Source organism: uncultured Devosia sp., assembly GCF_964244875.1.
In the GTDB taxonomy this organism is placed as follows: domain Bacteria; phylum Pseudomonadota; class Alphaproteobacteria; order Rhizobiales; family Devosiaceae; genus Devosia.
The window spans coordinates 34,308-57,347 of record NZ_CAXTKA010000003.1 but is presented as its reverse complement, the minus strand read 5'-3'; the positions used below and the strand labels follow the sequence as shown (position 1 = coordinate 57,347).

21 protein-coding genes and 1 tRNA gene are annotated in these 23,040 nt (G+C 63.7%); 13 read left to right on the top strand and 9 right to left on the bottom strand.

Annotated features, from left to right (window positions below):
* Positions 1-10: 10 nt before the first annotated feature.
* Both otnK and otnC read left to right on the top strand, forming a co-directional pair.
* A complete protein-coding gene (otnK, locus tag ACFE8X_RS04990) occupies positions 11-1,279 on the top strand; it encodes a 3-oxo-tetronate kinase (protein ID WP_375450350.1) in 1,269 nt (422 codons plus the stop codon).
* On the top strand, positions 1,272-1,928 hold the full coding sequence (gene otnC / locus ACFE8X_RS04985) for a 3-oxo-tetronate 4-phosphate decarboxylase (RefSeq protein WP_375450349.1): 657 nt from the start codon (positions 1,272-1,274) through the stop codon (positions 1,926-1,928). Before otnK ends, otnC begins: the two co-directional genes overlap by 8 nt.
* A 6-nt stretch (positions 1,929-1,934) precedes the next feature.
* Here otnC and ACFE8X_RS04980 read toward each other — a convergent pair whose 3' ends face one another.
* Positions 1,935-2,933, bottom strand: a complete 999-nt coding sequence (locus tag ACFE8X_RS04980) for an ABC transporter permease (protein WP_375450348.1) — start codon at positions 2,931-2,933, stop codon at positions 1,935-1,937.
* A 4-nt stretch (positions 2,934-2,937) separates the two neighbouring features.
* Positions 2,938-3,678: an ATP-binding cassette domain-containing protein gene (locus ACFE8X_RS04975; protein WP_375450347.1), complete on the bottom strand. Its 741-nt coding sequence runs from the start codon at positions 3,676-3,678 to the stop codon at positions 2,938-2,940.
* Positions 3,679-3,950: 272 nt separating this feature from the next.
* Between ACFE8X_RS04975 and ACFE8X_RS04970 the strand changes: the two genes are divergently transcribed.
* Together ACFE8X_RS04970 and ACFE8X_RS04965 are read left to right on the top strand one after the other, a co-directional pair.
* Positions 3,951-4,946 (top strand): substrate-binding domain-containing protein, encoded by a 996-nt coding sequence (locus ACFE8X_RS04970; RefSeq protein ID WP_375450346.1) that lies wholly within the window; start codon positions 3,951-3,953, stop codon positions 4,944-4,946.
* A 95-nt stretch (positions 4,947-5,041) separates the two neighbouring features.
* Positions 5,042-5,782 carry a FadR/GntR family transcriptional regulator gene (locus ACFE8X_RS04965; protein WP_375450345.1) on the top strand — a complete coding sequence of 247 codons (741 nt, stop codon included), beginning with the start codon at positions 5,042-5,044 and terminating at the stop codon, positions 5,780-5,782.
* On the opposite strand, the gene ACFE8X_RS04960 is transcribed toward ACFE8X_RS04965, so the two are convergent.
* Positions 5,779-6,759 (bottom strand): NAD-dependent epimerase/dehydratase family protein, encoded by a 981-nt coding sequence (locus ACFE8X_RS04960; RefSeq protein WP_375450344.1) that lies wholly within the window; start codon positions 6,757-6,759, stop codon positions 5,779-5,781. The genes ACFE8X_RS04965 and ACFE8X_RS04960 overlap by 4 nt on opposite strands.
* Positions 6,760-6,900: 141 nt before the next feature.
* On the opposite strand from ACFE8X_RS04960, the gene ACFE8X_RS04955 reads away from it, so the two are divergent.
* Positions 6,901-6,977: transfer RNA gene (locus ACFE8X_RS04955), tRNA-Pro, on the top strand.
* Positions 6,978-7,043: 66 nt separating this feature from the next.
* Positions 7,044-8,015 (top strand): phosphotransferase enzyme family protein, encoded by a 972-nt coding sequence (locus ACFE8X_RS04950; RefSeq protein WP_375450343.1) that lies wholly within the window; start codon positions 7,044-7,046, stop codon positions 8,013-8,015.
* Here the strand turns inward: ACFE8X_RS04950 and ACFE8X_RS04945 are convergent.
* From ACFE8X_RS04945 to ACFE8X_RS04930, 4 genes are all read right to left on the bottom strand, one after another.
* Positions 8,008-9,294, bottom strand: a complete 1,287-nt coding sequence (locus tag ACFE8X_RS04945) for an O-antigen ligase family protein (protein ID WP_375450342.1) — start codon at positions 9,292-9,294, stop codon at positions 8,008-8,010. The genes ACFE8X_RS04950 and ACFE8X_RS04945 overlap by 8 nt on opposite strands.
* Positions 9,291-10,814 (bottom strand): undecaprenyl-phosphate glucose phosphotransferase, encoded by a 1,524-nt coding sequence (locus ACFE8X_RS04940; RefSeq protein ID WP_375450341.1) that lies wholly within the window; start codon positions 10,812-10,814, stop codon positions 9,291-9,293. The genes ACFE8X_RS04945 and ACFE8X_RS04940 overlap by 4 nt, the downstream gene beginning before the upstream one ends.
* 70 nt (positions 10,815-10,884) lie before the next feature.
* Positions 10,885-12,018, bottom strand: coding sequence for a glycosyltransferase family 4 protein (locus ACFE8X_RS04935; protein ID WP_375450340.1), 1,134 nt, complete (start codon positions 12,016-12,018; stop codon positions 10,885-10,887).
* A 3-nt stretch (positions 12,019-12,021) separates the two neighbouring features.
* On the bottom strand, positions 12,022-12,570 hold the full coding sequence (locus tag ACFE8X_RS04930; protein WP_375450339.1) for a polysaccharide biosynthesis/export family protein: 549 nt from the start codon (positions 12,568-12,570) through the stop codon (positions 12,022-12,024).
* 149 nt (positions 12,571-12,719) lie between these two features.
* Here ACFE8X_RS04930 and ACFE8X_RS04925 point away from each other — a divergent pair, with 149 nt between their 5' ends.
* Positions 12,720-15,068, top strand: coding sequence for a Wzz/FepE/Etk N-terminal domain-containing protein (locus ACFE8X_RS04925; RefSeq protein WP_375450338.1), 2,349 nt, complete (start codon positions 12,720-12,722; stop codon positions 15,066-15,068).
* Between the two features lie 18 nt (positions 15,069-15,086).
* A complete protein-coding gene (locus tag ACFE8X_RS04920) occupies positions 15,087-16,130 on the top strand; it encodes a polysaccharide deacetylase family protein (protein ID WP_375450337.1) in 1,044 nt (347 codons plus the stop codon).
* Here the strand turns inward: ACFE8X_RS04920 and ACFE8X_RS04915 are convergent.
* Positions 16,127-16,345 carry a DUF2842 domain-containing protein gene (locus ACFE8X_RS04915; protein ID WP_375450336.1) on the bottom strand — a complete coding sequence of 73 codons (219 nt, stop codon included), beginning with the start codon at positions 16,343-16,345 and terminating at the stop codon, positions 16,127-16,129. The genes ACFE8X_RS04920 and ACFE8X_RS04915 overlap by 4 nt on opposite strands.
* A gap of 76 nt (positions 16,346-16,421) precedes the next feature.
* Between ACFE8X_RS04915 and ACFE8X_RS04910 the strand changes: the two genes are divergently transcribed.
* The 5 genes from ACFE8X_RS04910 to ACFE8X_RS04890 all read left to right on the top strand — a co-directional run bounded on the left by ACFE8X_RS04910 (position 16,422) and on the right by ACFE8X_RS04890 (position 21,041).
* Complete coding sequence (locus ACFE8X_RS04910; protein ID WP_375450335.1) at positions 16,422-17,489, top strand: COX15/CtaA family protein; 1,068 nt, start codon at positions 16,422-16,424, stop codon at positions 17,487-17,489.
* Positions 17,490-17,662: 173 nt separating this feature from the next.
* Entirely contained in the window at positions 17,663-18,127 is a 465-nt protein-coding gene (gene rplM, locus ACFE8X_RS04905) for a 50S ribosomal protein L13 (RefSeq protein ID WP_375450334.1), read from the top strand.
* Position 18,128: 1 nt separating this feature from the next.
* Positions 18,129-18,611, top strand: a complete 483-nt coding sequence (gene rpsI / locus ACFE8X_RS04900; protein ID WP_375450333.1) for a 30S ribosomal protein S9 — start codon at positions 18,129-18,131, stop codon at positions 18,609-18,611.
* Positions 18,612-18,851: 240 nt separating this feature from the next.
* Positions 18,852-19,484 carry a hypothetical protein gene (locus tag ACFE8X_RS04895; protein WP_375450332.1) on the top strand — a complete coding sequence of 211 codons (633 nt, stop codon included), beginning with the start codon at positions 18,852-18,854 and terminating at the stop codon, positions 19,482-19,484.
* A 177-nt stretch (positions 19,485-19,661) separates the two neighbouring features.
* On the top strand, positions 19,662-21,041 hold the full coding sequence (locus ACFE8X_RS04890; protein WP_375450331.1) for a dicarboxylate/amino acid:cation symporter: 1,380 nt from the start codon (positions 19,662-19,664) through the stop codon (positions 21,039-21,041).
* Between the two features lie 509 nt (positions 21,042-21,550).
* Here the strand turns inward: ACFE8X_RS04890 and ACFE8X_RS04885 are convergent.
* Positions 21,551-22,855, bottom strand: a complete 1,305-nt coding sequence (locus tag ACFE8X_RS04885) for a glycosyltransferase (protein ID WP_375450330.1) — start codon at positions 22,853-22,855, stop codon at positions 21,551-21,553.
* Between the last annotated feature and the right edge of the window lie 185 nt (positions 22,856-23,040).

Sequence of the window (23,040 nt, the reverse complement as noted above, 5' to 3'; positions counted from 1 at the left end):
GAAATGCCCGATGCTGCTTGGAGCCATTGCCGACGACCTGACCGGCGCAACCGATTTGTCGCTGATGCTCGCCCGCAACGGCATGCGGACCGTGCAATATATCGGCGTGCCGCCCGCCGGCACGGACTTCGCCGGTGCCGAGGCGGTGGTGGTGGCGCTGAAATCGCGGACCATACCGGCTGTCGAGGCCGTGGCCATGTCCACCGCGACCGCCGCGGCGCTGCGCAGCGGTGGCGCCGAGCAGATCGTGTTCAAATATTGCTCGACCTTCGATTCCACCGATGAAGGCAATATCGGCCCGGTCGCCGAGGCGCTGCTCGAGGCGCTGGATGCGCCCATCGCCATTGCCTGTCCGGCCTTTCCCGCAGCCGGGCGATCGATCTATCAGGGGCATCTGTTCGTTGGGGAGGCCCTGTTGTCGGACTCCCCGATGAAGGACCATCCGCTGACCCCGATGCGCGATGCCAATCTGGTGCGCGTGCTGCAGCGACAGTGCAAGGGCAAGGTCGGGCTGCTGCCGCTGCGCGTGGTCAGCCAGGGCGCCGAGGCGGTCCGTGCGGCCATCAACGCGGCGCAAACCGCCGGATACCGGCTGCTGATCGCCGATGCCGTACGCGACGAGGACTTGCGGGTTCTGGGCGCGGCGCTCGCCGATGCTGCCTTGATCACCGGTGGCTCCGGCATCGGCATGGGCCTGCCCGACAACTTCCGGCGCCAGGGCCGGATCGGGACGGAACCCTTGCCCGCGCGCTTGTCCGCTCCGGCCGGCCGATCCGTGATCCTGGCCGGTTCGTGCTCGACAGCGACGCGGGGGCAGGTCGACGTTGCCATCGCGGCCGGCTTGCCGGCCCTCAGGATTGTGCCGCTCGATGTCGCCAGCGGCGCACAGACCGCCGCCGATATCGCCCGTTGGGTCATCGACAATACCGGCGCGCTTCCGGCCGTGGTGTATTCCAGCGACGATCCTGCGGCCGTCAAGGCCATCCAGGACCAGTTGGGTCGCGACCGGGCAGGGGCACTGGTCGAGCAGGTGCTGGCCGAGGTCAGCGTTACTCTGGCCAATAACGGCTTTTCCCGGTTCATCGTCGCCGGCGGGGAAACCTCCGGCGCGGTGGTCGAGGCACTGGGGGTCCGGGCGCTGCAGATTGGCCCTGAAATCGCGCCGGGCGTACCCTGGACGCGCAGCCTTGGCCAGGCCGATCTGGCGATGGCCCTGAAATCGGGGAATTTCGGCGCCCCGGACTTTTTCCTCACGGCCTGGGACCTGCTCGATGACTGACTCCATCCGCCATGCGGTAAACGAGGCGCGCTCCGACATCGCCAAGGTCGGCAAATCCCTGTTCGAGCGCGGCCTGACCTTCGGCTCCACCGGCAATATCAGCGTGCGGCTGGAGACTGGCGGCTGGCTGATGACGCCCACCAATGTGTCGATGGGCGAACTCGACCCGGCGCGCCTGTCGCTGTTCGACGCCGATGGCCGCCATATCGATGGCGATGTGCCGACCAAGGAAGCGGTGCTGCATCTGGCCATGTACGGGCAACGCAAGAACGCCGGCGCCGTGGTTCATCTGCATTCCACGCACTCCGTGGCCGTCAGCCTGATCGACGGGGTCGATCCCCAGGACGTGCTGCCCCCCCTGACCGCCTATTATGTCATGCGTGTCGGGCGATTGCCGCTGGTGCCCTACCTGCCGCCCGGCGATCCGGAACTGGCCAGGGCGGTCGGCAAGCTGGCCGGCGCGCACCATGCCGTCTTGCTGGCCAATCACGGGCCGGTCGTGGCGGGCACGACGCTGGCCAATGCGCAATATGCCACCGAGGAACTCGAGGAAACCGCCAAGCTGTTCCTCATGCTGCGCGGCATGGCGATCAAGCCGCTGACCCCGGCGCAGGTTGCGGACCTGCGCCAGCGTTTCGATCTGCAGTAGGCAGGCTCAATCGGACGAGCGCAGCTGCCGGACGCGTTCGAAGGCGACGGCGATGATGATGCAGCCACCGATAAAGGCGCCTTGCCAGAACGCGTTGATGCCGAGCAGGCCCAGGCTGTTGCGGATCACCTCGATCAGCGCCGCGCCGACCAGCGCCCCGAACGCCGTGCCGACGCCGCCCACAAGGCTCGCGCCTCCGATCACCGCCGCCGCGATCACCTGCAATTCCATGCCGGTGCCGATATTGGTGGTCACTGCGCCCAGCCACCCGGTCTGGATGATGCCCGCGATGCCCGCCGACAATGCCGAGAGCATATAGACGGCCACCTTGATGACGCGCACGGGAACGCCGGTCAGCGTGGCCGCGCTTTCGTTACCGCCGATGGCATAGAGGTGGCGCCCGAACTTGGTCCAGCGCAGGACGAACCCCACGATCAGCGCCAGCCCAATCATGTAGAGGACCGGATTGGCGATACCCAGGAACCACGAGCCGCCGCCCAGATCGAGCAGCCTTGCATGATCGGGCCCGAACTCGAACACCACCGTGTTGTTGGAAGCCACCATGGCCAGGCTGCGCGCGATCGAGAGCATGCCCAGCGTCACCACAAAGGGCGGAAAGCCCAGATAGGCAATCAGCACGCCATTGAACGCGCCCACCGCCAGCGAAGTGACGATGGCGGCGAGGATGCCCACTTCGAGCCCATAGCCGGCATGCATGGTGATCGCCAGCACCATGCTGGACAGGCACAAGACCGATCCCACCGACAGATCGATCCCGCCGATGATGATCACCATGGTCATGCCGAGCGCGATGATCGCGGTAAACGTCACGTTTCGGGTGATGTTGAAGATGTTCTTGGACGTGGCGAACGAGTCGGTGGCCAGGGACAGGAAGATGCACGCCGCGATGATGGCGACGAACACCCAGAAGACCTGGCTGCGGAACAACAGGGCGAGCGGCGTATGGGTCTTTTGCGCGATCGTCTGGTCGAGTGTGATTGCCATGGCCCTATACCTGTTCGATTGCGCCGGTGATGAGCCCGGTTACTTCCTCGGGCGAACTTTGCGCGATCCGCTTGTCCGCCACCTTGCGTCCTCGCCGCAGCACGATCACGCGATCCGCGACGCTGAACACGTCGGGCATGCGGTGGCTGATCAGCACCACGGTGACGCCCTGGTCGCGCAGGCGCTGGATCAGGTTGAGCACCTCGGCCACCTGGCGCACCGAAATTGCCGCCGTCGGCTCGTCCATCAGCACCACCTTGGCCTTCGATAGCCTGGTGCGCGCGATGGCGACCGCCTGGCGCTGGCCGCCCGACATGCTCTTGATCAGGTCGCGCGGCCGCGTTTCGGACTTGAGCTCGGCGAAGATTTCGCCGGCGCGCTTGTACATCGTCGCGTAATCCAGCACTCGAAGCGGCCCGAACCAGCGGTGCACTTCGCGACCAAGGAACACATTGGCCGCTGCCGTCAAATTGTTGCACAGCGCCAGGTCCTGATGAACGATCTCGATGCCGTGGTGGCGCGCGTCCACCGGCCGGTGCATGACCAGGCTTTGGTCTTCCATCTGCATGGTGCCGCTGCTCGGCGCGAAATTGCCGGCAATCATCTTGACCAGGGTCGACTTGCCCGCGCCATTGTCCCCCATCAGGCCGACGACTTCGCCGGCCTCGAGCGAAAACGACACGTCGTTGACCGCCTGGATGGCGCCGAAGTTTTTGGAAATGTTCGAGAGTTCAAGAATAGCCAAAGACTTTACCTCCGCGCATGCGCCAGTGCTCCGGCCAGCCTGGACGGGTTGCTGCAAGAGCCATGCTGTGGGTTTCTCCTCCCCAGGACGAAAACCTGCGTCAGCTTATGCAAATGCTTGCGCGCGCGTCAACGCACGATCCGCAGATTAATACTATTATTCGTTGACGGCAGCATCGCGCCGATATTAGCTGTGTGTCGGCGCACCGAGGAGGCCGCGACGCTGGAACATGCCAGCCCGCGGGTGGACGCGCCGACAATCGGGAGAAAGACATGAAAAAAGCCGCCTTACTGCTTGCCGTCGCTGCGCTGTCGCTCGGCGCGGCGCCCAGCTTTGCCCAGGCCAAGAAGCAATTGGTCATCGTGGTCAAGGGCCTTGACAATCCGTTCTTCGAGGCCATCAACCAGGGGTGCCAGAAGTGGAACTCCGAAAACGCCGATTCGGAATACGAGTGCTTCTATACCGGCCCGGCGTCTACCTCGGACGAAGCGGGCGAAGCCCAGATCCTGCAGGATATCCTGAGCAAGCCCGATACGGCCGCCGTTGCCGTCTCGCCATCCAACGCTCCCCTGATCGCCAATACGATCAAGAGCGCCGCGCCGACCATTCCGATCATGACGCTCGATGCCGACCTGAGCAAAGCCGACGCCGGCTTGCGCATGACTTATCTGGGCACCGACAACTACCTGATGGGCAAGAAGATCGGCGAATACATCAAGGCCGCCAAGCCTGATGGCGGCACCATCTGCACCATCGAAGGCAACGCTGCCGCCGACAATATCCTGCAGCGTGCCCAAGGCATGCGTGACGCCCTGACCGGCCAGGAAGGCCTTGCGGCTCTTGCCGGCGAAGGCGGCTGGACCGAAGTTGCCGGTTGCCCGGTGTTCACCAATGACGATGGCGCCAAGGGCGTGCAGGCCATGAGCGATATCCTCGCGGCCAATCCCGACCTCGACGCTTTCGGCATCATGGGTGGCTGGCCGCTGTTTGGGGCGCCGCAGCCCTATCGCGACCTGTTCAAGCCCCTGGCTGACCGCATCGCCAGCAACGACTTCGCCATCGGCGCCGCCGATACCATCGGCGACGAAGTTGCCATTGCCAAGGAAGGCCTCGTGACCGCGCTGGTCGGCCAGCGGCCGTTCGAGATGGGCTACAAGGCTCCCTCGGTGATGATCGACCTGATCGAAGGCAAGCCGGTCGAAGATCCGGTATTCACGGGCCTCGATGAATGCACCAAGGATACCGTTGACACCTGCATCCAGAAATAACGTTCGGCAGGGCGCGCCAGCAGTGGTGCGCCCTTCTTGTTGCGACCGGCCGTTCCCTCGGGCAGATGCCGCATGGGCTTAGGGGGCCACAAGCCATGACTAGCGACGAGCCACCGGCGGTCCCGATCCTGGGCCGCGTCGCTTCCCGCAATTTCCACAACAAGGTCATCTGGACGCTGGGCGTCAATATCGTCGGCGGTCTTTACGCCGAAGGGGCGACGCTGCCCAACGATGCGCAATTGCAGCGCGAGCAGGGCGTGTCGCGCACCGTCGTGCGCGAGGCGCTCAAGACCCTGGCCGCCAAGGGGTTGATCGAGGCGCGCACCCGGATCGGCACCAGAGTCCGGCCGCGCCAACATTGGAACCTGTTCGATGCCGATGTGCTGGCCTGGCACTTCGACGCTGGCGCCGACCTGGCCTTTCTCGGCAGCCTTGCCGAAATGCGGCTGGCTATCGAGCCGGAAGCCGCTGCCCATGCCGCCTTGCGCCGAACCAACGAGCAGGCAAGTACGCTTGTCGAACGGGCGGGGCATATGGCCGATCCCGCCAATACGGCCGAAGCTTTCGCGCGCGCCGATCTGGAATTTCACCGTGCCGTCGCCGACGCTTCGGGCAATCCCTTCATGCGCTCGATCAGCGCCCTGGTTGAACTGGCGCTGATGGCATCCTTCAAGCTCAGTTCGCCAGTCGCGGACCGCGCGGCATTCGATCGATCCGTGGCGGTTCACGGCGCCATTGCCGCGGCCATTCGCGATGGCGATGCCCAAGCTGCCCGTGCCGCCATGCGCCAGGCCATCGAGGATGGCTATAGCCGCACCAAAGGCACTTTTATCTAGCCCACATACCAGACCTTGCGCGGGTCATCATCGGCCCGTCGATAGGCGAAGGCTTCGTCCACCAGCCGCTCCAGATCATAGTGCGGCTGCCATCCAAGAGCGTGCCGGGCCTTGGTATTGTCCAGCCAGTTCGAGTGGTAGGGCGTTTCGATGCGGGCAGGGGCCATTCCTGTCGTCTGCTGCAGACGCTGCGCGACCACGCCATAGTCAACCGGCTGGTTCATGGCGATGTTGAACAGATGCTGATAAGCCACCGGATTGTCCAGGGCGGCCAGCATGGCGCCGACGAGATCGCTCACATGCACGAAATTGCGCTTGAGGCTGGCGCCCTTCGCGTCGATCAACAGCGGCACGCGCCCCTCTGCATGATACTGCGCTCGCTCTGATGCCGGCAGCAGCTCGTCCCAGTTCGGTCCACCGAACTGGTCAGCGCCAAAGCTCAAGACGTAGCGAAAGTCGTCCTTTTCCATGATCCACGGCGCGCGCAGGCAGCAGCCGTTGATGCCGTATTGCACGTAATATTGCTCGAGCATCACCTCCTCGAGCACCTTGGACAGCGCATAGACGCCGGGATACGGCTTCCGCGGCGAGGCCTCGGTGATCGGCGCGTCATACGGCATGACGATATGCCCGACCACGCAATCGCCACCGATCAGCATGAACTGTTTCGCTGTCGGGCTGGTGCGAAAGGCCTCCAGCAGCCAGAACATGCCCTTGACCGACACATCCATCGCCGACAGCGGATCTTCCTTGACCGTCGCCATATGGATGACATGGGTAACGCCAGCCATCGCCGTGTCCACCACGTCGCGATCAGCAATCGAGCCCTTGATGGTTTCGACCCGATCGTGCCCGGGCAGGCCCCGGTTATGGCATAGCGCCCTGATCCGCAGTTCGGGCCAACGCCGATCCTGCAGCAAGCGATCGAGCAATACCCGGCCGACCTTGCCGGTCGCACCCGTAACCAGCACGAGCATAGTCCCCTCCATTGCAGTTTTCCCGCATATCCATGGTGATCCTCTGCCGAACCGCGGCGCAAAGGAAATCGTGCTTTGCTCCCATTTCGCCAAAATGGGGGGTTGCGCCAAAAGCCCCGGTTCCGTATGTCTCCGCGCAGTCGGGGCGTAGCGCAGCCTGGTAGCGCATTTGTCTGGGGGACAAAGGGTCGCAGGTTCAAATCCTGTCGCTCCGACCAAATTTCTCCATGGTGTGCCGCGCGGGTTCAGGCAGTCGGCATCATCGCCCTAGGGATGCGGTGGCGTTGAGCATACCCGGACTTGTTGGCGCCCTGCAGTTATGGTCCGAGACCATTGGCGGCACCGCCAATCTACTCAATCATTCGGAAAACCATACCTTTCGCATCGATACGCCATCCGGACAGCGGTTCAGCCTGCGCGTCCATCGCCCCGGCTACCAGTCCCGTGCCACGATCCAAAGCGAGCTGGCCTGGCTGCTGGCACTGCGGCATGATACCGGCCTGCCGGTCCCGTGCCCTATTGCCGGAAGCGACGGCAAGCTGCTGCAATCCTTCAGCTCTGACGGCCATGAGCCGCGTCTAGCGGTGCTGTTTGCGCATGTGCCGGGGCAGGAGCCTTCAGCATCGGGCGATCTTGCCGGTCTGTTCGCGGCATTGGGTGGTTTTGCCGCCCGCATGCACCGGCACGCCATGGCCTGGTCCCGCCCGCCCGGCTTTTCGCGCCAGGTCTGGAGCGCCAAGCACATCCTGGCGCCCGATGGACTCTGGGGCGATTGGCGCACTGCGCCCGGTGTCACGCCTGAGCTTTCCGCCGTGCTCGATCGCGTCGACAGCGCGCTGCGACAACAACTTGCCGCATATGGCACGGGCGCCGACCGGTTCGGGTTGATCCACGCCGATATGCGGCTGGGCAATCTTCTCCTCGACGAAGACCGGGTCACCCTGATCGATTTCGACGACTGCGGCTTTTGCTGGTTTGCCTATGATTTCGCCGCGGCCATCTCGTTTCACGAAACCCGTCTCGCCATCCCGGCGCTCAAGGCCGCATGGCTGGAGGGCTATAGCGCAATTCGCCCCTTGCCCCGGGCCGATATTGCCGCAATGGACACGATGGTCATGTTGCGGCGCATGGCGCTGTTGGCCTGGATCGGCTCGCATGGCGAGACCAATCTGGCTCGCACCCATGCACCCGGCTTCGCCCTGGGGACCGTGCAGCTGGCGCAATCCTATCTGCGCACTGTCGAGCCGCTCAGATAAGCATTTCGGAGCGCGCCACCCGGCCACGCGGGTCCTTGTCGATGGCGCTGGCAATGCCCCAGATCAAGCCGACCAGCAGGAAATAGTGCCGCCAGTGATCGCTGTCGATAATGGCCGACTCGCCCACCACCATGGTGTAGGTCGCCACCAGCGGGATCATCATCAGCCGGTAGGGCGAAGGCCGGCGCAGGCTCGCAATGCCCCGCCACAGAGTCAGGACGACCAGCAGGTAATACAGCGCCCCGCCGCCCCAGCCATAAACATGCAGCACGCTGACATAAACGTTGTGCGGCTCCTCGGTCACCCGCATCTTGCGGAATTCGCCCGGCCCGATGCCCCAGGGATTGGCCAGTGCCAGCTCGAACGCATAGCCCTGGCGCCCGAACCGTCCGGTTTCCCCGCTGTCATATTCCTGGCCCGCCGCGCGGGTCTCGAACAAGGCCGAAACCGAGGGAATGCTGAGCAGCCCCGCCAGCGCCACCGCCAGCATGCCCACGCCGAGCAGCGACATGATGATGATCCGCACCTTGTCGCGCGCCCAGGCTTCCAGCCAGAAACACAGCACCAGAACGATCAGCGAGGACAGGGCAAAATGCCCCCAGGCCGCGCGCGAGAAGCTGGCGAACACCCCGATGAACAGGATCATGTAGATAATGGCGGCAACCAACATCCGCCTGCCGCGGTCCAGCAATATGCGCTGTAGCGCATACATTGCTGGCAGCACCAGGAACGGTCCGAACACATTGGGATCGTTGAAGGTTGCCTTGGCCCGGCCATACAGCAAGAACGTCTCGGCCGACGGCATCAGGCCCAGATAGGCCAGCGTGCCGATGATGGCGCAGCAGACTGCGGCGGCCGTATAGGCGTTCATCACCAGCCGCATTCGCCGTTCGGTGGCTTCGGCCACGTAGTTGGCGGCAAAGTACGACGTCAGCAGCAGGAAGACGGTGACGATCACGAAAATCATGGCGTCGGTTACCGGCTCGCTCCTGACCTGGAACGCCCCGATCAGCGCGAATGGCGTAAAACCGACCAGGATCGCCAGCAGCCCGAGCGTCGAGCGGTAAATCCCCATCCCCGCCATAAAGGCGATGGGCAGCACTGCCAGGAAGGTCAGCTCATAGGGCGAGGGCTCGAACAGCACCAGGCCGCCGGTGAAAATCCACAATCCCACCACCAGGTCGAGCATTTTCTGCGTTTGCGCCCGCATGAACGCCCGGCCGGCTTGTCTTGAGCCGGCCTCGAACGATGCTCCCCCGGTTGGATGGGTGAGGCTCAATAGGCGTTCTCGGTCTTGGAGACGAGCGAGATGGGCGTCAGCAGCACGATGTAGAGATCGAGCAGGATCGACCAGTGCTCGATGTAATACAGGTCGTGGTTCACCCGCTGCATGATCTTGTCGATCGTGTCGGTCTCCCCGCGCCAGCCATTGACCTGCGCCCAGCCGGTCATGCCGGGCTTGACGCGATGGCGGGCGAAATAGCCCTCGACGGCCTCGTAATACAGCTGGTTGTCGGCCTTGGCCTGCAGCGCGTGGGGGCGGGGTCCGACGATCGAGACTTCCCCCTTGAGCACGTTGAGCAATTGCGGCAGCTCGTCGATCGAGGTCTTGCGGATGAACTTGCCCACCCTGGTGACGCGCGGATCGTCCTTGGTCACCAGCTTTGTGGCGCTCGCATCGAGCATGTCGGTGCGCATCGAGCGGAATTTGTAGATCTTGATCAGTTCGTTGTTGAAGCCGTGCCGGTTCTGCCGGAAGAAGACGGGGCCGGGGCTTTCAAGCTTGATGGCGATCGCGGTCACCAGCATGACCGGCGAAAACACGATCAGTGCCGTCAGCGCCACCAGCTTGTCGAACACCCATTTGAACACCAGGTTCCAGTCCGAGATCGGCCGGTCGGCCATGTCGAACACGGCGATGTCCCCGACATAGGAATAGGCCTTGTCGGTGAACTTGAGCTTGCTCATATGGGCCGACAGCCGGATATCGACCGGCAGGACCCAGAGCTGGGTCAGCATTTCCAGCACGCGTTTTTCGGCCGACAGCGGCATCGAGACGATCACCAGATCCACCTGGGTGCGCCGCGCGAACTCGATCAGATCGCTCACCTTGCCCAGCTTGGGGCAGCCGGCGACGGTTTCGGGCGAACGGTCATCGACCCGGTCATCGAACAGACCGAGCAGCCTGATGTCGTTGGCTGCGCCCTTGGCGATCTGCAGGATCAGCGTCTCTGCGTCCTTGCCGCCGCCGACGACGACGGTGCGGCGCTTGAGCCGTCCCATCTCGGTCCAGCGCTGCACCATCGCGCGGAGGGACAGCCGGTAAAGGATCAGCAGCGCCGCCCCGCCGACGAACCAGCCCAGCAGCCAGCCGCGCGATACCAGGTCCGAGGCCTTGAAGAAGAACAGCCCGATGGTGAGCAGCGCCATCACCATGGTCCAGCCCGCCAGCACGCGGCCGAGTTGGGCGAACTGCCGGCGATAGGCCACGATGCGATGGGTCCGTGCGGCGTTGAACAGCACGTTGGCCAAAAGGCACGCCGCCAGGATCACCGGGACGTAGAACGCCGGATCGCCGACCTGCACATAGACGTCATAGATGGCGTAGCCCAGGCCGGCCAAGAGCATCGCCTCGATAATCTGGGCAATGCCAACGATGACGGCCCCGGAATAGCCCCGCTCCGCGGGCCTGGCGATAATGGCTTCGGCTTGAGGAGAGAGGGGCCCTTCGGCATTGCCGGATTCAGGCTGCCTGGACACGTGATCCAGCACGGCCTGCTTGGGATCGACACGATACATTTGACGCTTCCGATGCTCGCACGTGCCGGCATCATCGGCTTAAGGAATGAAGACTCGGTGAAACTGCGGCTCAGCTTTTAGCCAGCAGCCCCACATAAAGTGCTTCGATGGACGCGGCCATGTGGTCCAGCGAGAAGGCCTGGGCAATGTGATCCAGCCGCTGGCGCATTTCGACGGCCGCAGCATGCGGATCATCCAGCGCCTGCTGCAGCGCTGCCTGCAGGGCCGCGGCATCTTCGGCCGGCACCAGGCTCGAAGCCGTCGGCCCGAAGATTTCGGGGATTCCGCCCACATCGGTCGCGATCACCGGCAATTGCGCTGCGGCCGCCTCCAGCACCACATAGGGCAGGGACTCCGCCAGCGACGGCACCACCGCACAGCGGCCGCGTGCGAATATGGCCCGAGCCGGCCGCGCGCCCGCCAGGACCACCCGCTCGGTCATGCCGCGCTGCGCGATCTGCTCGACCAGCCGCGCCCGTCCCGGTCCATCGCCGGCCATCACCAAATTGGCGGGCGATCCGTCCGAGCGGCGCACGCCGTCCAGCGCCTCCACCAACACGTGAATGCCCTTGAGATCGCGCAATTCCCCCACGAACACGAAGTCCGCCGCATCGGTTTCGGCCGTCACCGGCACAAACTCCGCCCGGTCCAGCCCATTGTGGATCACCGGGCTCGGACAACTCGGCACCCCGATCAACCGGCTATAGGCACCCTTGGCAAAGGCGCTCTCGAAAATGATGGCTGCCGTCGGCTGCATCAGCCGGCGCTCGAGCATGTGAAAAACCCGGCCCGAAGGCGAGGACGCGGAAAAATGCAAGACACCGCCATGCGGGGTGTAAACGGCAATGGTGTCGTGTTGGCCGATGGCTGCCAGCCGCGCATAAAACCCGCCCTTGGCGCCATGTCCATGCAACACATCGATGTGCAGCTTGCGGGCAAGACCGCGCACGGCCAGCGGCGTCACCAGATCGCCGCCGCCCAGTACGCGCGGCATGGCGAAGCGGTGAATGCCCAGCGTGGCGAACTCTTCGAGCGCCCGCAGCTTGCCTTCGGTCTGGGCGTCGTTGGCAAGGCTATCGACAACGATGCCGATCTCATGGCCTTGTGAGGCCAGCGCGCGCGTCAAATCCGCCACATGCCGAAACAGCCCGCCGACGGGAGCGCGCATCACCTGCAGGATGCGCAACTTGCCGGTCGCTGCCATGGCTTAGAACCAGCGTTCCTGAACGACGACGGTATCGCCGGGATAAATCGGGAAATCGAGATCGACAGCGCCTTTGACCATCTGTGTGCCCTGCCGTCGATAAACGATGGCCTGGTTCCGGTCGGCCGTATCGGAGAACCCGCCGGCCGTGCTGATCGCCGCCCGCACCGTCATGCCGTAAACATAAGGAAATTGGCCGGCATTACCGACTTCGCCCTGGATGAAGAAGGGCCGATATTCGGCCACTTCCACCGCCACATCCGGATTGCGCATGTAGCCATTGGCGAGCGCCGCCGCCAGGCGCGCCGCGGCAACCTTGGTGGTTTGTCCGCGCACCACGACCGATCCGACCAGCGGGAAGGCAATCGCGCCGCTATCGTCCACCCGATAGGTCTCGCTCAGATCGGCATCGCCGTAAACCGTCACCCGCACCGCATCGCCCGTGTCGAGCTGATAGGGGCCCTTGGTATCCACCAGATAGGTCGCGGGAACCGTGGCGCAGGCTGCGAGCGGCAACATGATCGCAACGGTGAAAACAGCCAGCCAGCGCATGCGAATCCCGCTCGGGTTGATGGCGGGAGTGTCGTCGGCGATGGTTAACAATTCCCTTAAAACGGGCGCGTATTATTGCGATCTGCAAAGCCCTTAACGGATTGCTTACTACGCAGAGGCGATAAATTCGCGAACAGGCGAGGTATGCAATGGCCTATGAGTCGCAAGCGCTACGCGATGCCAGAATAGACTTGGGCGCCGTCTGCGGCGCCGTGGTCAGGCGTTTGCCGCGCATCATCGTGGTGACGCTGCTGCTGCTTGCCGCCACGTTCGTTTTGTTGATGTTCGTGCCGCGCATGTATGAAAGCTCGGCCGGCATTCTGGTGGAGCCGCGTAACAATCTTTATACCGGGTCGGGCAACGAGCAGCCGTCATCGGTCAGCGGCCTGGCGGCGGGCGTCGTGTCCAGCCAGATCGAACTCATCAAGTCGCGCGAAACCCTGCTCAACGTCATCGACCAGCTCGATCTGCGCTCGGTGCCCGAATTCAACGGCACCGGCGCCGGTCCGTCACCCCTCGGCATCGTCTCGCAATTCCTTGGCCGCAAGGCTGCGCCGGCCAATGTCGATGAAACGGTTCTGGCCAATCTGCTCGACCGGATGACCGTCATCCAGGAACGCGATTCGGCCATCATCACCGTTCTGGTTCGCTCCACCAATGCCGAGCTTGCGGCCAAGATCGCCAATGGTGTCGCCAATGCCCATGTGGTCCGCCGCGCCGGCCTGTCGCTGTCCGACACCGCCGAGGCGTCCGGCTGGCTTGGCGATGAAATCGCCAAGCTGCGCGTCTCGGTCACCGAGGCGGAAAATGCCGTCGCCGACTTCAAGGTCCGCAATGACCTGTTCGTGGGCGCCAACAACACCAGCCTGGCCGATCAGGACCTGTCTAGCGTCGCCAGCCAGATCACCGAGGCCCAGGAGCGCAAGAGCGCCGCCCTGTCGCGCGCTTCCCTGATCCGGGGCTTGCTGGAACGCGGCGCGCCGATCGACGGCATTGCCGATGTGCGCGCCTCCGCTGTCATTCAGCAACTGACCCAGCAAAAAGCGCAGTTGCAGGGCGAGCAGGCGCAAAAGGCCGCGACGCTGCTGCCAAACCATCCCACCATTCTGGCGCTGGTCGCCCAGATCAACGAACTCAACAACCAGATCAATCTCGAAGGCCGCCGTGTCGCCGAGGGCCTTGAGTCCGAAGCCGAGATCGAAGCCGGCCTTGAAACCTCGTTGCGCGCCGAGCTGACCCGCGCCAAGGGCTCCGCATCGGCCGCTACTACCAATACCGTCACCCTCGATGGGCTGGAACGCGAGGCCAAGGCGCAGCGCGACCTCCTGGAAAGCTACCTGCAACGCTATAGCGAGGCATCGTCGCGCGCCGACTCCAGTTCGGCGCTGCCCGACGTTCGCGTCATTTCCCTGGCTGCGGCCTCGGTCAGCCCGGCCTCGCCCAAGACCTCGCTGATCCTGATGGCGGTTGGCATCGTCGCCGCTGCCGGTCAGATCGGCCTGGTGGTGCTGGGTGAGTTGATGTCGGGCCGTGCCATCTTGGAAGGCCGCAGCGCACCTGTGCAGCCGGAACGGCCCCAGGACGAGCTGGAAACCGCGCCGTTCATGGAAGACGAACTCGAGCCGGACCAGCGTTGGGAAGCCGAGCCCGGATTGCCTCCGATTGCTGTTGCGCAGTCCATCGAGCCGACCTTCAGCGAACAGGTGACGGCGTCCGAACCTGAGGCCGAAGACGATATTGTCGCGTCCGATGATCTCGATTGGCAAGAGACCGCGCCACCGGTGATCATCGATCCGCCCATTGCGGAAGCCGATCAGGCCGAGCGCTTCGCGCCCTTGAGCCACGCGACGGCCGCCTCGGACGTGATCCCGGCCGATTGGCCGCTTGCCGACGAGCCCGACGATGCGGAAATCGAAGCGGTAACCCCTCCCACCATCCTGGCGCCCCGGCCGGCCTATACCGCCTTTGCCGATCTGTCCGCCGATCTGGCGCTCGGTCGTACCCGGCTGGTGCTGCTGGCCGGGCACCGCTCCAACGCCGCATGCGAAGTGCTCGCCGAAGCCCTGGTGACCGATGCGCTGGACAAGGGGCTCAGCGTTGCCCTGGTCGATGCCGGCAGCGCTCGCTTGTCCGACGATCCGGGCCTTTCCGATCTCAGTGTCGAAAAGGCCAGCTTCGGCGATGTGGTGCACAAATCCAGCGACAACACTTTTGCCGAGGTGCCATGGGGCCAGCAATCCGCCATCGATCATCGCTCCGCCAGGCCGGTGACCCTGGTCGAGGCGCTGGGCGACATCTATGAAGTGGTGGTGCTGATGACCGGCCACGTCGGCATGGCTTCGACACTGCCCTTGTTCGCAGAACTCGATGGCCGCCTGGTTCTGGTTGCCAGCGACAATGATGATTTCAAGGCCGTCGAGGACATGCGCACGCATCTCTCGGAAGCCGGTTTCGGCCGCGCCGAAATCGTCACTACGCCCGAACTGGTCGCAGCTTAGTTTGGGCGAGGTCATCCCGTGCCCTCACTGAAATACGCCGCCATCGGCGCCATGTTCGAGGCGCTCTGGCTGTCGCGCCTGCCGGCTTTGATCCGCGCCCTGTCCGCCTCGCGCGGCGTGATCTTCACCTTGCACCGCGTTCTGCCCGAAGCGCCGCCCGCCTTCTCGCCCAATGCAATCCTGCAGGTGCGGCCCGATTTTCTGGAATTCTGCATTACCCGCATTCGTGCGCTGGGCCTCGATATCGTCAGCCTGGACGACGCGCTTGTCCGGCTGGCATCGCCGGACAGGGGCAAGCCATTCGTCGTTTTCACCTTCGATGATGCCTATAAGGACAACCTGCGGCATGCCCTGCCCATCCTGCAGCGCCAGGGCTGTCCGTTCACGCTTTATGTTCCCACCGCACTGGTCGATGGCGTAGGACAGGTTTGGTGGCAAGCCATCGAGGACATCATCGCCCGCGAACAGAGTGTCGCGATCGTCGAAGGCGGCTATGTCGAGCGCCTCGAAACCACCACCACCGCCCAGAAACAGGCCGCTTACGACGCCCTCTATTGGCGGCTGCGCAAGATGCCCGAAGCCGAGCGCATCGCCCTGGTCCGCAGCTTCGCCGAAGACCACGGCTACGATCTGGATCGACAGTGCCGCGAGCTCATCATGGACTGGCAGGAACTGCACCACTTTGCCGACGAGCCGCTGTGCACCATCGGCGCGCACACCGTCCACCATTACGAACTGGCCAAGCTGTCGCCGGACCAGGCCCGCAGCGAAATGGCCCAATCCGCCGATATTTTGCTGGCACGATTGGGCGAGCGCCCGGCCCACATTTCCTATCCCCTGGGCGGGCCACTCTCGGCAGGTCCGCGCGAGTTCGACATGGCCCGCGACCTGGGCTTCCGCTCCGGGGTCACCACGCGTCCGGGCGGCCTCTATCCGCGGCACGCCCGATCGCTGCATGCCCTACCGCGCGTCTCGCTCAACGGTTTGTTTCAGAAACGTCGCTACGTCGATGTTTTCGCGACCGGAGCGATCTTTTCCGCGATGGGCCGCGTCACCGGTTAGGCTCTTGGCACGTCGTCCTTGGCCATCCAGCGGATGATCGCCATGGCCGGATAGATCCATCCCATGCCCACGACCGCGAAGAACACGATCAGCACGAACCAGGCCATGCCCTGGAACCACTCGAGATAGATCGTGGTGCCGATCGCCAGCCACGCGACGATCGAGCCCAGGATCAGCAGCACTCCCAAAAACTTGCGCTTGCGCTGCGTCATCATGCGTCATCGCGGCTATTGCGGTTCATCAGGGCCGGGCATACCACTGCGTTCCGTCGACCGATACCGGGATAATATCTTGACGACCGCCCATGATGCCGCACTGCTTGCTGCCGCGCCTGCCCACGATCGGCTGCGCCCAGTGCGCATCTGGCTCTATACTGTCGCCGCCTTCGTCTTGCTGATGGTGGTGGTCGGCGGCATTACCCGGCTCACGGAGTCTGGGCTGTCCATCACCAGCTGGAAGCCGATTTCGGGCACCATTCCGCCGCTGACCAATGCCGATTGGCAGGCCGAGTTCGATGCCTACAAGCAAATTCCGCAATATCAGGTCAACAATGCCGCGATGACGCTGGATGGCTTCAAGGCCATCTTCTTCTGGGAATTCCTGCATCGGCTGCTCGGGCGCCTGCTGGGCTTGATCTTCCTCGTGCCGTTCCTCGTATTTCTGGTGCAACGCCGCCTGCCCAAGACGCTGGCCTGGCCTCTGTCGGGGCTGTTCGTGCTCGGCGGTTTCCAGGGCCTGCTCGGCTGGTGGATGGTTTCGTCCGGTCTGTCCGAGCTCACCTCGGTGTCGCAATATCGCCTGGCTGCCCATCTCACCGCGGCGGCGCTGTTGTTCATCGCCTTGGTCTATGTGCCGCGCGCTCTGGAGCCGGGCAGGGCGCCGGGCAGCGTGACCCCCGCCAATATCTGGACTGGCGTGGTCCTGCTGCTGCTGATCCTCGTCCAGATCGCCGCCGGCGCCTTCGTCGCCGGGCTCGACGCCGGCATGGGCTACAATACCTGGCCGCTGATGGATGGTGCCATTATTCCGAACGGCCTGACCGTCATGCAGCCGTTCTGGCGCAATCTGTTCGAAAACGCCCTGACGGTGCAGTTCGTCCACCGCTGCATCGCCTATGCCATCGTGCTTTATCTGGCCGTCGCCATCTGGCGCCAGTCGCGCCGTGGCGGCTTTGCCGGCGTCAATGGCTGGCTGCCGCGCATCGCCGTCCTCGTCGTGCTGCAAGCCGGCCTCGGCATTGCCACACTGCTGTTTTCCGTCCCGATCGGTTTGGCCGTGGGCCATCAGGCGCTGGCCTTCATGCTGGCGGGGACGGTGGCGGCCTATATCGCCGATATGCGCCGTGCGAGGCGAGGCTGATCGGCGAGTAACAGATTACGGTATTATAATACCGTATCAATAAAGCATTGATTTTGCTTTGCTTTATCAACCCTCTTGACGGCACGCGAGTCCGCCTCTACACGAACCGCAACAAGCCGCCAATTCCTTCGAGAACGGGCCGGTAAGCCACTCAACTCCAGGGAATTTCACTCATGAGCACTTACACTGCCAGGCCGAGCGAGATCGACAAGAAGTGGATCCTGATCGACGCTGACGGCCTCGTGGTCGGTCGCGTCGCCTCGATCATCGCTTCGCGTCTGCGCGGCAAGCATCTGCCTACCTTCACCCCGCATATGGACATGGGCGACAATATCGTCGTCATCAATGCCGGCAAGGTGAAGTTCACCGGTCGCAAGTTGGACCAGCACAAGTTCTATTGGCACACCGGCTTCCCCGGCGGCATCAAGGACCGGACGGCCCGCGAAATCCTCGAAGGCCGTTTCCCCGAGCGCGTGCTGGAAAACGCCGTGCGCCGCATGATGCCGGGCGGCCCGCTGACCCGCGCCCAGCTCAAAAACCTCAAGGTCTATGCCGGTGCCGAGCACCCCCATGAGGCCCAGCAGCCCAAGGCGCTCGACGTGGCTGCGATGAATTCCAAGAACGTGAGGGTGAAGTAACATGGCCGAGACCATCAATTCTCTCGAAGACCTCGGGACCACCGCCGTCGCGCCTGCCATCAACCTGGCGCCGGTCCACGTTCAAAAGCTCGACGCGCAGGGCCGCGCCTATGCCACCGGCAAGCGCAAGAACGCCGTCGCGCGCGTCTGGATCAAGCCGGGCAAGGGCAAGCTGGTGATCAACGGCCGCGAGTTCGCGACCTATTTCGCCCGCCCCGTGCTGCAGCTGATCGTCAAGCAGCCGATCGTCGCCACCGACCGCAATGACCAGTACGACGTCGTCGTCACCGTCGCCGGTGGTGGTCTTTCGGGCCAGGCCGGTGCGGTTCGTCACGGCATCTCCAAGGCGCTGAACTTCTTCGAGCCGGGCCTGCGCCCGATCCTTAAGAAGGGCGGCTTCCTGACCCGTGACAGCCGCGTCGTGGAACGCAAGAAGTACGGCAAGGCCAAGGCCCGCAAGTCCTTCCAGTTCTCCAAGCGCTAAGCTTCAGATCCAATTTGCAAAGGGCCGGGAAACCGGCCCTTTTCTTTTGCATGCGGGGTCCTCGATACCTATCTCTTGTCCGACCACAAGGGCACCTTCTCCCACAGGTGAAGAAACCGGCTTGATGGTCGAAAAAACTCTGAGCTTCCCTCGCCCTTTGTGGGAGAGGGTGACCTAACCGGCGTTCAGCCGGATAGGGCGGGTGAGGGGTTCGGCGCTTTCGGTCATCCCCATTCAGCCATGTTCAACCTCATCTCCCGCTTCCACCTGCTGCTGCTGACCGTGCTGATCGCCATCACCGGCGTCGCGCTCTTTCGCATTCCGGCCGCTTACGCCTTTCCCGCCCACTGGAGAGCCAGCCAGGCCGACTGGCTCTGGCCGCGCGACCTGGCTCTGGCCGCCGCGCCCACCATCGCCATCATCCTGCTCCTGGGCTTCGGTATCCTTGGCCTGCTTTTGACCAAGAACCATCTCGCCAAGGTGCGCCATATTTTGGATCCGGCATTGACGCTGCTGCTGGGCTTGCTCGTTGCGGTCCAGCTCGGTTTGCTCCTGACCGGCATCGGCTCGGACCTCGACCTGATCCGGATCACGGCTTTTGCGTTCGGCGCCATTCTCATCGTGCTCGGCATCGTCTTTGCCGAAGCCGAGCGCCACACCTATGCCGGTCTGCGCCTGCCATGGCCGATCGCCGGCGATCGCGCCTGGCGCATCGTGCATCGCCTCACCGGTTGTAGCTTCGGGCTGGCCGGGGCGGGGCTGCTGGCTCTCGCCTGGGCCTCGGCCGATACCGGCCCCCTGGTGCTCGCTTTCGCGCTTGCCGTTGTGCTTCCCGCACTGATCGCCGCCTTGGCGAGTCTGGTGCTGCGCTAGACTTTGCGCGGAAATTGTCACGGAACCCATTGGCGGCGACATGAATTTCCCCATCGCCCGTTGCAAACACAAAACCATGCGCAGCATATCGCGCGGGCCAAGCGTAGATTGCGATCAATTATGAGGCGACCCGCTTAATCGGCAGGCAGCTTCGCCACTCAGTTTTGTAGGTCAACGATGTCGCCCACCACTATTTCAACAGCCACCCGTCCGGCCAAGGCTCCCAAACCCTTCTATCGCAACTTCGGCGTTCAGGTCCTTACCGCCATGGTGCTGGGCTTGGTGCTGGGCTACGTCGCCCGCAGCATGGGTCCCGATGCGGCCGGCAATGCCAACTGGCTGACACAGACCCTGGCGACCGTGGGCTCGATCTTCGTGTCATTGCTGCGGGCCCTGGTGCCCGTCCTGATCTTCACGGCCATCGTCGCATCGATCGCCAATCTGCGCGAGCTCAACAATGCCGCACGCCTCGTCTGGCAGACGCTGCTGTGGTTCGCCATCACCGCGCTGATCGCGGTTGGCATCGGCATGGCGCTGGGTCTGATCATTCAGCCCGGCCTGCACACCGCCGTCGCCCAGACCGCCGCGCAGGCGCCATCCTCTACCGGCTCCTGGCTCGATTTCCTCAAGGGCATCATCCCCTCCAACATTTTGGGCCTGACCGCGTCGACCAGTGTCAAGGATACCGGAGCGACGACCAGCCTCAACTTCAACGTGCTGCAGATCATCGTCATTTCGATCGTGGTCGGCATTGCGGCGCTGCGTGTCGGCGCGGCTGCCGATCCGTTCCTCGCGTTCAATCGCTCCTTCCTCAAGATCGTTCATAAGATCCTGTGGTGGGTCATCCGCCTGACCCCGATCGGCACTATCGGCCTGCTCGGCAATGCCGTCGCCGTCTATGGCTGGGACGCCTTGGCCCAGCTCGGCTGGTTCTCCGCCGCCATCTATATCGGCCTCGCCCTTGTGCTGTTCGTGGTTTACCCGATCGTGCTGGGCGCCAATGGCCTCAATCCGATGCGCTATTTCCAGGGCGCCTGGCCCGCTATCCAGCTTGGCTTCGTGTCCCGCTCGTCCATCGGCACCCTACCACTGACCCAGCGTGTCACCGAGGAAAATCTTGGCGTGCCCAAGGAATATGCCGCTTTCGCCGTGCCGCTCGGCGCCACCACCAAGATGGATGGCTGCGCCGCCATCTATCCCGCCATCGCCGCGATTTTCGTCGCCCAGTTCTACGGCGTCCCGCTGGGCTTGCAGCAATATCTGCTGATTGCGTTCGTATCGGTCATCGGCTCATCCGCCACCGCTGGCCTGACCGGCGCCACCGTCATGCTGACGCTGACCCTGTCGACCCTGGGCCTGCCGCTGGAGGGCGTCGGCCTCCTGCTTGCGGTCGATCCGATCCTCGACATGGGCCGCACCGCCGTCAACGTCGCGGGTCAGGCCCTGATCCCCACCATCGTTGCCAAGCGCGAGGGCATCCTGGACCAGGACATCTACAACCGCGGCGAGAGCATCGAAGCGCTCGATGATACCGCCGGAGCTGTTCCTGCCGAATAACTCGATAAACGGCCACAGTCCGGTCGGGCGCTTGTCGCGCCCATCGGCCCCTCACCCTAGCCTTCGCCCCTCCGGGGAGAGGGGCCATCGCATATGACCAGCAGACCTGGCCAAATGCTCCAGTCGACACCTCCCCCTACCAGGGGGAGGATCAAGGTGGGGGTTTACCAGCCCGATCGGGGCTCTCTCACCCCCACCCACCCTCCCCCTGACAGGGGGAGGAGCCGTCCTGTGGGACCGCCGATAGTGGCACAAATGCGATTAATCCCCTCGCCCCTCCGGGGAGAGGGCTATCGCATATCACCAGAACACCTGGCCAAATACCCCAGTCGACACCTCCCCCTACCAGGGGGAGGATCAAGGTGGGGGTTGACCAGCCGCGATATCGGGGCTCTCGCACCCCCACCCACCCTCCCCCTGGCAGGAGGGGAGCCGTCCTGTGGGACCGGCAGGATGCCAAGCCATACGCAAACCACCGCCCTTACGAGCGCGATAACTACAGCCTCAAATCACCCCACCAGCTTCAACGCCGGCTTCCGCTTCTTCTTGATTGCACGCGGCGTATAATTGGCCATGACCCGCTCGATCACCTTGATCGCCCTGGTGGTCCCGTCCTCGGCATGCAGTTTTTCCGCCAGCGCCGAAGCGTTCTTGCGATAGCTGTCGCTGGTGGTCAGATCGGCCAGCGCCGCTGCCAGGATGTCCGGCGTCAGTTTGCGCAGGCGTACCGGCTTGGGACCGCAACCGAGTTCGAACACCCGGCGGCCCCAATAGGGCTGGTCCACGGTCTGCGGCACGATAAAGGTGGGCCGGCCCAGATGCAGCCCCGCCGATGTCGTGCCCGCACCACCATGATGCACAACGGCGGATACATATTTGAACAGCTTGTCGTGCGGCGCCTTCTCGATGGCAAAAATCGTCTCGGGCAGATCGTTCGGATTGATCCCGCCCCAGCCGCGCGCCACCACTGCGCGGCCGCCCCACAGCTTGACTGCATCCTTGAGGATCTGCGTATTGCGCTCGGCCCCGAACGGCATCGAGCCGAAGCCGATATAAACCGGCGCTTCGCCCTCGGACAAAAACTTCTGGAATTCGGCCGATGGCTGCCAGTCGCTGCGGTCCTTGAGCGTCCAATAGCCCGAGACGATCGCGTTCTTGGGCCAGTCGCGCGGGCGCGGGGAGATTTCGTCCGAATAGGCATAAAGCGTGGTCAGCGCCGTGCCGTCGGTATTGCGGAAGAAGCCGCCCTTCTTGCGCGATTCGAGCCCCATAAGCTCGCGCCGCAGCTTGTTGCGCGGCAGGTTGTAGTAAATCTGCTGCACCGTCATGGCCGTATAGGTCAGCCGGTTGAAGGCGGGCCCGAAATCGGCGCCGTAATAGATGCAGAGCGGGAACTCGCTGGTCGAGTTGAGCGGCTGCAGCGCGACCATCAGCGCCGGCACATGCAGCGCCTCGGCAATGTCGATGCCGAAGCTGGTGTTCATGTTGAGGATCAGCGCATCGGCGCCCTGGCACATGTTCCAGCCATGGCGCGCCGCCGTATCGACGATTTGCTGTCCCTGCCGCAACAGGGACGGGCCGTTGATCAGCATCGACTGGCTCATCGCGTTCTCGAATCGCGACTGCATCAGGAAGGCCTGGATCGAGGGCCCGAGGGAATGGAACTCGATGCCGTGGTCGCTCACCATGCCCTCGAATTCCTCCGAGGCGCCAAGGACAACCGAATAGCCGCGCTCCTGCAGCGCCATGGCCAGCGCCAGATAGGGTTGAACATCGCCTTGCGTGCCGATCGTGACCAGGGCAATGCGCTTCAAAGCTAAACCTCGCTATAGGCCGTTCTGGAGCCGAAGGTTGGCGTCCCCCGGGCCATTTACAATACCCCGTACAGCATTTAAGAACGGCTCTCGACTGCTGGTTTCCTTACAAAAATCGCTCCCGAAGGGCAAGAGACATGCCGCCGCTGTACACATTTGCTTTGCGCAGAGCCTGGCTCGCCGGC

What these genes read in the sequence shown, in the direction of transcription:
- ACFE8X_RS04890 (WP_375450331.1), top strand. Translation starts at nt 19,662, where the DNA reads ATGTCGCCCACCACTATTTCAACAGCCACCCGTCCGGCCAAGGCTCCC.
- ACFE8X_RS04960 (WP_375450344.1), bottom strand. Translation starts at nt 6,759, where the DNA reads ATGCTCGTGCTGGTTACGGGTGCGACCGGCAAGGTCGGCCGGGTATTG.
- ACFE8X_RS04895 (WP_375450332.1), top strand. Translation starts at nt 18,852, where the DNA reads ATGTTCAACCTCATCTCCCGCTTCCACCTGCTGCTGCTGACCGTGCTG.
- ACFE8X_RS04980 (WP_375450348.1), bottom strand. Translation starts at nt 2,933, where the DNA reads ATGGCAATCACACTCGACCAGACGATCGCGCAAAAGACCCATACGCCG.
- ACFE8X_RS04940 (WP_375450341.1), bottom strand. Translation starts at nt 10,814, where the DNA reads ATGTATCGTGTCGATCCCAAGCAGGCCGTGCTGGATCACGTGTCCAGG.
- ACFE8X_RS04925 (WP_375450338.1), top strand. Translation starts at nt 12,720, where the DNA reads ATGGCCTATGAGTCGCAAGCGCTACGCGATGCCAGAATAGACTTGGGC.
- otnK (WP_375450350.1), top strand. Translation starts at nt 11, where the DNA reads ATGCTGCTTGGAGCCATTGCCGACGACCTGACCGGCGCAACCGATTTG.
- rpsI (WP_375450333.1), top strand. Translation starts at nt 18,129, where the DNA reads ATGGCCGAGACCATCAATTCTCTCGAAGACCTCGGGACCACCGCCGTC.
- ACFE8X_RS04935 (WP_375450340.1), bottom strand. Translation starts at nt 12,018, where the DNA reads ATGGCAGCGACCGGCAAGTTGCGCATCCTGCAGGTGATGCGCGCTCCC.
- otnC (WP_375450349.1), top strand. Translation starts at nt 1,272, where the DNA reads ATGACTGACTCCATCCGCCATGCGGTAAACGAGGCGCGCTCCGACATC.
- ACFE8X_RS04970 (WP_375450346.1), top strand. Translation starts at nt 3,951, where the DNA reads ATGAAAAAAGCCGCCTTACTGCTTGCCGTCGCTGCGCTGTCGCTCGGC.
- rplM (WP_375450334.1), top strand. Translation starts at nt 17,663, where the DNA reads ATGAGCACTTACACTGCCAGGCCGAGCGAGATCGACAAGAAGTGGATC.
- ACFE8X_RS04965 (WP_375450345.1), top strand. Translation starts at nt 5,042, where the DNA reads ATGACTAGCGACGAGCCACCGGCGGTCCCGATCCTGGGCCGCGTCGCT.
- ACFE8X_RS04915 (WP_375450336.1), bottom strand. Translation starts at nt 16,345, where the DNA reads ATGATGACGCAGCGCAAGCGCAAGTTTTTGGGAGTGCTGCTGATCCTG.
- ACFE8X_RS04930 (WP_375450339.1), bottom strand. Translation starts at nt 12,570, where the DNA reads ATGCGCTGGCTGGCTGTTTTCACCGTTGCGATCATGTTGCCGCTCGCA.